This window comes from Altibacter sp. (genome assembly GCF_019913785.1).
Lineage (GTDB): Bacteria > Bacteroidota > Bacteroidia > Flavobacteriales > Flavobacteriaceae > Altibacter.
In genome coordinates, this window is record NZ_JAIOHK010000019.1 from 1 (window position 1) to 8,433 (window position 8,433).

General features: G+C 39.0%; 8 protein-coding genes and 1 other RNA gene. 6 read left to right on the forward strand and 3 right to left on the reverse strand.

Translation table 11 applies throughout. From position 1 onward, the window contains the following. Positions 1 to 299: 299 nt before the first annotated feature. Positions 300 to 851, forward strand: a complete 552-nt coding sequence (locus K8F54_RS02525) for a Smr/MutS family protein (RefSeq protein WP_290786576.1) — start codon at positions 300 to 302, stop codon at positions 849 to 851. Here K8F54_RS02525 and K8F54_RS02530 read toward each other — a convergent pair. Then, positions 844 to 1,707, reverse strand: coding sequence for a hypothetical protein (locus tag K8F54_RS02530; protein ID WP_290786578.1), 864 nt, complete (start codon positions 1,705 to 1,707; stop codon positions 844 to 846). The genes K8F54_RS02525 and K8F54_RS02530 overlap by 8 nt on opposite strands. A 148-nt stretch (positions 1,708 to 1,855) precedes the next feature. Here K8F54_RS02530 and K8F54_RS02535 point away from each other — a divergent pair, with 148 nt between their 5' ends. Beyond that, the gene (locus K8F54_RS02535; protein WP_290786580.1) at positions 1,856 to 3,004 is read left to right on the forward strand and encodes a cysteine desulfurase family protein; all 1,149 of its coding nucleotides are present in this window, start codon (positions 1,856 to 1,858) and stop codon (positions 3,002 to 3,004) included. Here the strand turns inward: K8F54_RS02535 and K8F54_RS02540 are convergent, their stop codons facing one another. Together K8F54_RS02540 and K8F54_RS02545 are read right to left on the reverse strand one after the other, a co-directional pair. Further along, positions 3,005 to 5,416, reverse strand: a complete 2,412-nt coding sequence (locus tag K8F54_RS02540) for a carboxypeptidase-like regulatory domain-containing protein (RefSeq protein ID WP_290786582.1) — start codon at positions 5,414 to 5,416, stop codon at positions 3,005 to 3,007. Between the two features lie 69 nt (positions 5,417 to 5,485). Continuing rightward, complete coding sequence (locus tag K8F54_RS02545; protein WP_290786584.1) at positions 5,486 to 7,153, reverse strand: M23 family metallopeptidase; 1,668 nt, start codon at positions 7,151 to 7,153, stop codon at positions 5,486 to 5,488. Between the two features lie 166 nt (positions 7,154 to 7,319). Between K8F54_RS02545 and K8F54_RS02550 the strand changes: the two genes are divergently transcribed. The 4 genes from K8F54_RS02550 to K8F54_RS02565 form a co-directional block, all read left to right on the forward strand. Then, positions 7,320 to 7,610, forward strand: a complete 291-nt coding sequence (locus tag K8F54_RS02550; RefSeq protein ID WP_290786587.1) for a hypothetical protein — start codon at positions 7,320 to 7,322, stop codon at positions 7,608 to 7,610. Between the two features lie 9 nt (positions 7,611 to 7,619). Beyond that, positions 7,620 to 7,910: a cell division protein ZapA gene (locus K8F54_RS02555; RefSeq protein WP_290786589.1), complete on the forward strand. Its 291-nt coding sequence runs from the start codon at positions 7,620 to 7,622 to the stop codon at positions 7,908 to 7,910. Between the two features lie 51 nt (positions 7,911 to 7,961). Continuing rightward, a non-coding RNA gene (ssrS, locus tag K8F54_RS02560) (6S RNA) lies at positions 7,962 to 8,068 on the forward strand. Positions 8,069 to 8,122: 54 nt separating this feature from the next. Further along, on the forward strand, positions 8,123 to 8,433 hold a 311-nt coding region (locus tag K8F54_RS02565), incomplete at its 3' end, for an Rnase Y domain-containing protein (protein ID WP_290786591.1).

Sequence of the window (8,433 nt, forward strand, 5' to 3'; positions counted from 1 at the left end):
TTAACATAAACATAAGAATCGGTAGCCCCATTCGGCTTTACATAAAGCTGTGCAATAGACGCAGCAGAAATGAACAGCATAGCTGTTTGAAGTAGTAGGTTTTTCATTTTATCCTGGTTTAGCGTGGGTTTTCTGGGGGGAAAATTCCACTATTTCCGAGGTAAATTTAAAAATAATTTTGAATATTTATACATTATATACAAAAAATCGTATGATTTTAATCCTGAGTAGGTTATAATTTTCCTACAATAGAGTCGGATTTTTGTAGTAATTTCCTTCAAAATTAATAAATTCACACTATGAAAATTGGTGAAAAAGTAGCTGTTTTAGATGACGACATTGTTGGGATAATTACAGCAATTACAGGCGATGATGTTACTTTGATGACCTCGGACGAATTCGAAATGCACTATTCTAAAAACGAGTTAGTTAGACTGACCGGTGCCTTTTCAAAAAAGGATGTTTCTTTAGAAAATATTTCAGAAATAATTTCTGAAAAAGAATCCAAAAAGCGAAAAAAGACCATAAAAGTGAAGCCCAAGGAGCGAACACTACCTCCAATGGTGGTTGATCTTCATATTCATCAATTAGTTAAATCCGAAAAAGGTCTCAGTAATTACGATATGTTGACGATTCAGATGGATGAGGCAAAAAGACAGCTAGAATTTGCTTTTAAGAAGCGTATTCAGCGTATTGTCTTTATACACGGCGTGGGTGAGGGTGTATTAAAAGTAGAATTGGATTTCTTGTTGAAACGCTACGAGCACATACAGTTTTACGATGCGGACTACCAAAAATACGGTCGCGGTGCTACCGAGGTTTATATTTTTCAGAACAAAACAGCTAATTGAACTCGGGAGTAACCGTTATTTCGCGATCCTCTACTTGCTGTTGCTCTCCTAAATTCAATGTTTCTAAGGTAATTTCTTCCTCCCCATTCGTCAAAACCAAGCCCGAAAAAGAAAGTTGGATATCACTGGTAAGCTGGTAGGTATGCGTACGGTATTCATCAATAATAACCTCGGTTGATACTGCGGGGTTTAAATAATCTGGTCCTACGGCGGGATCGGTCACATTTGTTATAGGATCCAAGCCTCCTCCTGCCTCATAGCGTGTCAATACACCATCCCCGTCGTCATCGGAATCTAAATAGTCCGCAATACCATCTCCATCAGAATCTCTAGGATTTAATGGGTCATCTCCTAACTCAAGTGCTGTTGGAACGTTGTCGCCATCGTCGTCCAGGTCGTAAAAATTTAACAAACCATCCATATCGGTATCAAGATTGCTATTCATGTCTTCTTCAAGCCCATCATTATCGTCCAAAGTGGTTTCAGTTATAAGTATTGCAACACCCGATGCCCCTATATAATCGGCTGTGACCAGTGGTTCAACAGGTGGAATGGCGCTACAGAAATAGCCACTAGTAATTTCGCCGTCATAATTGCGATAATTAACTACATTTGAGCTGCCGTCCAGAGCGATTTCACGGGTACTACTTTCTAAAAATAATTCGTCGGAAGTAGTAATGCGCAATGAGATGCTTTCGGTAGCATTGCTATTTATTTTATAAAATACATAGGATGATGCTCCTTTACAAGTTTGAAGATTCGTTTCATCAAAATCAAAGCTGGTAACAATGATGTCGCCGTCATTACATGCGGTAAATGCAAGGAAGCTTAGAAATAAAACAAGTGTTTTTTTCATATATAAAACTGAAATATTTCAATCAAATACAAAGAAACACATTTCTTACCAACTGATACTACTATAATTTATTTTAATACGTATTTTTGCGGGGCAATTTTCAATTTAAGGAGGTTGTAGACTCAATACTACAAACAAATACGGACTCATGAAAAAAGTATATTTCGACAGCGCGGCTACCACTAAAGTGCGAGATGAAGTGATACGATGTATTTCTGAAGTGTTAAAAACTGAATACGGAAACCCCTCATCTACACACTCTTATGGGAGGTCAGCTAAATCTGTACTTGAGAATGCACGAAAGGAAATTGCCGCGTACTTGAAAGTGACAGCTGCCGAAATTATTTTTACTTCCGGTGGTACCGAAGCCGATAATTTGATATTGAACAGTTGTGTTTGTGATCTTAAGGTAACCCGAATTATTACGAGTAAAATCGAGCACCATGCGGTGCTTCATTCGATTACCGAGTTGGAGCAACGTTGTGGTATTTCGGTTGAATATGTGAATTTGGATCCTTGTGGATTAGTTGATTATGACCATTTGGAGGCATTACTGAAGGATACTTCCGAAAAAACACTCGTAAGCCTAATGCACGTGAACAATGAAATAGGAAATATACTCGATATCGAAAGAGTTGGACAGCTTTGTAAAAAATACAATGCCTTGTTTCATAGTGACACGGTTCAATCTGTAGGGCATTATGAGCTCGATTTTTCTAAAATTCCAATTGATTTTGCCGCTGTGGCGGCTCATAAATTTCATGGCCCCAAGGGTGCCGGTTTTGCCTTTATCAGAAAAAACTCGGGTCTAAAACCGTTAATTCATGGAGGTTCACAAGAACGAGGCCTTCGTGCAGGAACAGAAGCTGTTTATGCTATTGCAGGGATGGCAGAGGCGTTGAAACTGGCCTACCAGCATTTGGATAAAGAACGAATTCACATCACCGAAATCAAAGATTACCTTAAAGAACGACTTACAATGGAAATTCCGGGTGTGAAGTTCAACGGGAGTTGTGGTGACAATGAAAACAGCACCTATACGCTGCTCAACGTATGTTTGCCCATTCCACCTGAAAAAGCCTTAATGCTCTTATTTCAATTAGACTTAAACGGAATTGCCTGCTCCAAAGGGAGTGCCTGTCAGAGTGGTAGTTCTAATGGATCTCATGTTTTAAACGAAATTCTTTCTGAAGTGGATTTACAGAAACCGTCTCTCCGATTTTCATTCTCCAGTTATAACACCAAAGAAGAGGTAAATTATGTAGTTGGTGTACTTAAAACCTTTATGGAGAGTTAATTAAAATTTCATAGTGGCTCTTACATTAAAAACTCTGGGTGTAAGAAAATTGGGTATTGAATACTGTACTTTGGAGTACACATCACGGACAAAGGTATTTGTGATTGAGTTTCTCACATCGAAAATATTAAAGATTTCTGCCCCAATGGTCAATTCCTTGAAAGGCTTTAACCAGCCGCTGTCTCGTAGTTTATCCTGACTCACAATCACATAGGAAACACCTACATCGGCACGCTTATAATCGGGTAGCCTTGTCTGGAAGTTATACGGATCTGCATAACTGGGTGAACCACCGGGAAGACCGGTGTTGTACACCATATTCAAGTACATTTTTAGATCGGGAATTATTTTTACGTAATCTTGAAAAAGTACCCCAAATTTCAATCGTTGATCGGTTGGGCGGAAGATAAATCCTCTGTCGTCAATATTTTCCTCTGTCTTCAAATAACCAAAACTTACCCAGCTCTCGGTGCCGGGAACGAATTCACCCGCGAGTCGCAAATCAACTCCGTAGGCATAAGCAACGGCATTGTTTCGGGCGTTATATCGAATTCGTACGTTTTCCAAGGTATAAGGGTTTACATCGGTTAGATCTTTGTAATATACTTCCGAATTTAACGTAAAAGGTCTGCCCCATAAATCGAAGCTGTAATCATTTCCAAAGACGATATGAACCGATTGCTGTGCCTTTACTCCGGGACGTACCGTTCCGGTTGAATCTCGTAACTCGCGATAAAATGGTGGCTGGTGATACAATCCGCCGGAAAGACGAAATACCATGTCCATTTTCCATTTCGGCTTTAGCGATATTTGACCACGCGGACTAAAAACCATCTGCGAAGTGCTAGTGATACCATCCCCACTCACTGTCCAGTTGTGTGCCCGAACACCGGCATTAAGCCATAGGTCGTTCTCACCCAATGTGGTTCTTCGACTCCATTGCACATAGCCAGAAATACGATCGATTTGAACATCGTTCTGAGCTCTGATATTGGTAAAGGGTACAATAGGCGAGTCGTACGGGGTATATGGCTGATTGTTAGAAAAATCGATTATTGGAGGACGGATTGAAAAACCGGCCGAATCGATAATTTCGTATTCCTGTACCCGGTCACGTATGTCTTCGCGAGTATACTTGATGCCATATTCAAATTTATTATCATCCAGGGAAAGATTTCCTTTGTGTTCTACGTTAAAGATAAGAGCATCCAGATCGTTTCTGGCGTGGGTTAGCTGACCTCCAATGCCCTCACTGAATTCTACATCGCCTAAATTCTCATCACCAATGTCTGTATTTACCTCTCCCAAACGGTATTGCGCTAAAATATCGAAATATTCCTGTTCGGTTGTTTGATAGGCAGAGGCAATAAACTTGGCGGTGTAATTCTCTGAGGCTACATAGGTACCTTTAAATGCTCCAAAAAAAGTATTGTAGCGATCTTCTTCCTGTCCTTCATAAAACACTAATAGCGCGATAGGATCGGCCAGGGTACCAAAGTTCGTTTGTCGTGTAAGTGGTTGGTAATCGTACTGATTGATAGATATATTACCTAAAAATCCCAGCTCGAATTTATTGGAAAACTTATAGGTAAGATAGGTTTGGGCATCGGCGAACTTAGGCTGGAAATTGGTTTCTGTTTGCTTCGCTTTTACAAATAAGCTATTGTCCCGATATCGCAGACCTACAATTCCGCGTAAGCGTTCACTCTTTGAAATACCTTCTACAGCCACACTAGCTCCTAGCAAACTAATATCTGCACTGGCTCCAAAGTCGGCTGGCTGTCTATATTCAATATCTAATACCGAAGATAATTTATCGCCGTATTTTGCTTGAAATCCACCTGCAGAGAAATCGACGGATCGCGTAAGATCACTATTCACAAAGCTGAGTCCTTCTTGCTGTCCGCTTCGTATAAGAAAAGGGCGGTAGACTTCAATTTCATTTACATAAACAAGGTTCTCATCGTAATTTCCACCTCGTACATTGTATTGGGTGCTTAATTCGTCATTACCGCTAACACCGGGTAGTGATTTCAGCAAATTTTCCACTCCTGGATTGGCTCCAACCATTTTACGGATTATATCCGGGCTAATGGTTTGTATGCCTTCGATCTGCTTTTGCTTTTTTCTGGATAGCACCACTTCACCAATTTGTTCGACATCGGTTTTCATCACCGGATTGAACTCGTAGTCGTCATTAGGACGCAAGGTCACCGTAAGGCGAACATTTTTAAACCCAACATACGAAAAGGTTATCGTCACAGCCTCGTTGGCAGGAATTTCCAAAAAGTAATATCCATTGATATCTGTTTGAGTTCCCGCATTGGTGCTGAACGAAATATTTACACCGGGCAAGGGTTTATTGAAGTCGTCCAAAATAATCCCTTTCACGGTCGCTTTTTGCGCCAACATGAGGGAGGTTGTACATAAAAGAAGGAGTAGTAGAGGTAAGATTTTCGCTTTCAAAAGTAAATTTTATGATTATTTCCTGAAAAAGGTTGCTTCAAATGTAGCACTATTTCCCACATTATCGACAACAATTACTTTCAAATTATTTTCAGAATCAATGACGACATTGTCATTGAAATTATAGGTTAAAACGTCTTTTTTGTAATTATATTCCATTAAAATAAACTTTCCATTCACCGTCGCCCGGTAGCTGCCAATGCCACTTAGATCGTCTTCAATTTTTAGTTGTAGCGTCGAATTTTTACTTATCCACTTGCCATTTTCAAAGTTTAGCGGTTTGATGCTTGGGGCAATGGTATCCATGGCCAGGGTATAGGTGCCAAATGTTCTGGTATTGGTAGATAGCTTATCTCCCTTTCGATAGGTTGTGTTGTAATAGGGCTGCCCCTTATAATTAAGTCGGCCAATATAGAGCTTTTCAAAATCTGCTGCCTTATAGTTGGACGCATCCATGGTGATAGTGATATTTTTATGAAGGGGAATCACATCTTCGTGAAGTTTTAAGGTATCCCCCTGTACTTGAATGTCTAAAAAAGTGTCTTCATACAGGCTATTTGAAGGTATATAAATACCAAACTTTCCTTTCGTAATGGACGTTGCTTGATCTGCATAGATATAATCTTCGGTTTCTTTGAGGTCTTTCTTTTCAAGTATTTCCGAATTTTTTCCTTCCATAGGAATCGTAATGATGACGGTATTCTTTTTGAAATCGGTTACTTCGATGGTATAGGTTGCAGAAAAGCCATCTTCCAGTATCACATAACCATTGTCTTCTTCGTTTTTAATAATACTGAGTGGATTATTGGATTGTCTGAATAATTTCTGAACACGGCTCTTGTTCTTCACAAAATATTCATAATCGATAAATCGATTTAAATAGCGGGTTTCATCGAACGAAAATTTCTCAAAAAGTATATTGAATTTTTCCACTCCATTAAAAACCGATCTTATTTGATAGACCCCATTTTTGTTGGAAGCACCATCCAGTTGATCGTTGGTGGATACTCCGAAGCCTATTTTGCCAAATCCGGCGATCTTTTCAGTGATGTAGGAACCATCTTTTTGCAGCTTAAGTCTTAATTTTACCGGGTTTTGTGACTGATCTACATGTGAATTGGCATCAATGGGATACGCAAATACCGAATTGATGATGGGCTTCTTGGAGTCGGGAATTTCGATGCCAAACAACATAGGATTCATAGGTCGAGATGCCGAATCACGTATTTCAAAATGGAGATGGGGACCACCACTACTGCCCGTATTTCCGGTATACCCAATGACATCTCCCTTTGAAACAGGAAGCAAAGACGCATCTGGGAATAGTTCCAACTCAAAAGTCTCCTTCTTATACTGGTTGTCTTTCACATAGTTTTGGATGGAACCTGCAAAGTTCTGTAAATGGGCGTATACCGTACTATAGCCATTAGGATGTTGAATGTATAACGCTTTACCATACCCATAGTGTGCTACTTTAATTCGGTTTACATAACCATCGGCAGGGGCATAGACAGGAAACCCTTCCTTTTGCTGTGTTTTAATATCGAAGCCGCTGTGAAAGTGGTTGCTGCGCAATTCTCCAAAACTACCCGATAGAATTAGAGGGATATCGAGCGGACTCGAAAAATAATCGGTTGGAATATCACTTTGAGCAAATGCTGTATTTCCCAAAAAAAACAGCATAAAAATCAGTTTAATAGACTTCATAGCAACTTTGTACGTTATAGATAATGGGGAGGCGTTCTTTTTATTGTTATTGAAATTCAATATTACAAAAAATAATAGAAAAGAGTTGTCATATTCTCTCACGTGTGTTAACTTTGTCTAAGCAGTATTGAAATAAATTTTAATGAGCGACTTATCAGAAATTGTTGATTCTCTTGAAAATAGGATAAGTACATTGTTAGACCGGCATGAAAAGCTGAAACAATCGAACCAAGCCTTAAAAGAAGAACTAAAAATTTTAAAGTCGGAACAAAATCAATACCTTCAGGATATTGAGAAATGGCAGGATAGGTGCAGTTCATTAAAATTAGCAAATTCAATGCTCGGCAGCGACCAATACAAACGAGAAACAAAACTTAAAATAAATGCTTTAGTTCGGGAAATTGACCAATGTATTGTACAACTTTCTGAATAAACGAACTCCATGTCGAACCAATTAAAAATAAAGCTATCTATTGCAGACAGGGTATACCCATTGACAATTAACCCCGAGCAAGAAGAAGGGCTTAGAAAGGCCACAAAGAAGATAGAAGAAATGATTAAGCGGTTCGAAAAAAGCTACGCCGTAAGGGATAAGCAGGATGTACTTGCCATGTGTGCATTGCAATTTGCAGCTCAGGTAGAGCAAAAAGGAATTGATAAAGAAACAGATACACGACACATAGAAGCGAAGCTTGAGTCGTTAAATCAGTTGCTAAATGAGCATTTAGTATAACGTTCTTTAAAATAAATAGGTTACTGCCTACATTAATAATTTTTTTGGTAAACTCAACACGATTCTTTAAAAAGGGTGAGTTAAGGTTGTAAAAGCGCGCCGTCTTTGAGCGGATACTTGATCAGCTTGTTAGCCCTAAACTTGTTTTTAAGGAGTTTATTCAAAATAGTACTATTAATGTAGGCTTTTTTTTTACCCAAAAACAAGATATCATGGATAATATCATTACGCTAATTATAGCATCAATTATAGGAATAGCAGTCGGATTTCTAATTGCAAAGTTTTTTGAAAGAAATAACGCATCTCAACTTATAAAATCGGCCAAGAAGAGTGCCGGTTCCATTCTTAAGGAAGCCAAATCGGAGGCTGAAACCATCAAGAAAGACAAGATCTTACAGGCCAAAGAGAAATTTATCGAATTAAAGTCCGAACACGAAAAAGTGATTTTTAGCCGAGAAAAGAAGATTTCGGAGGTGGAAAAACGCGTTCGGGATAAAGAATCTCAGGTTTCTAATGAGCTTTC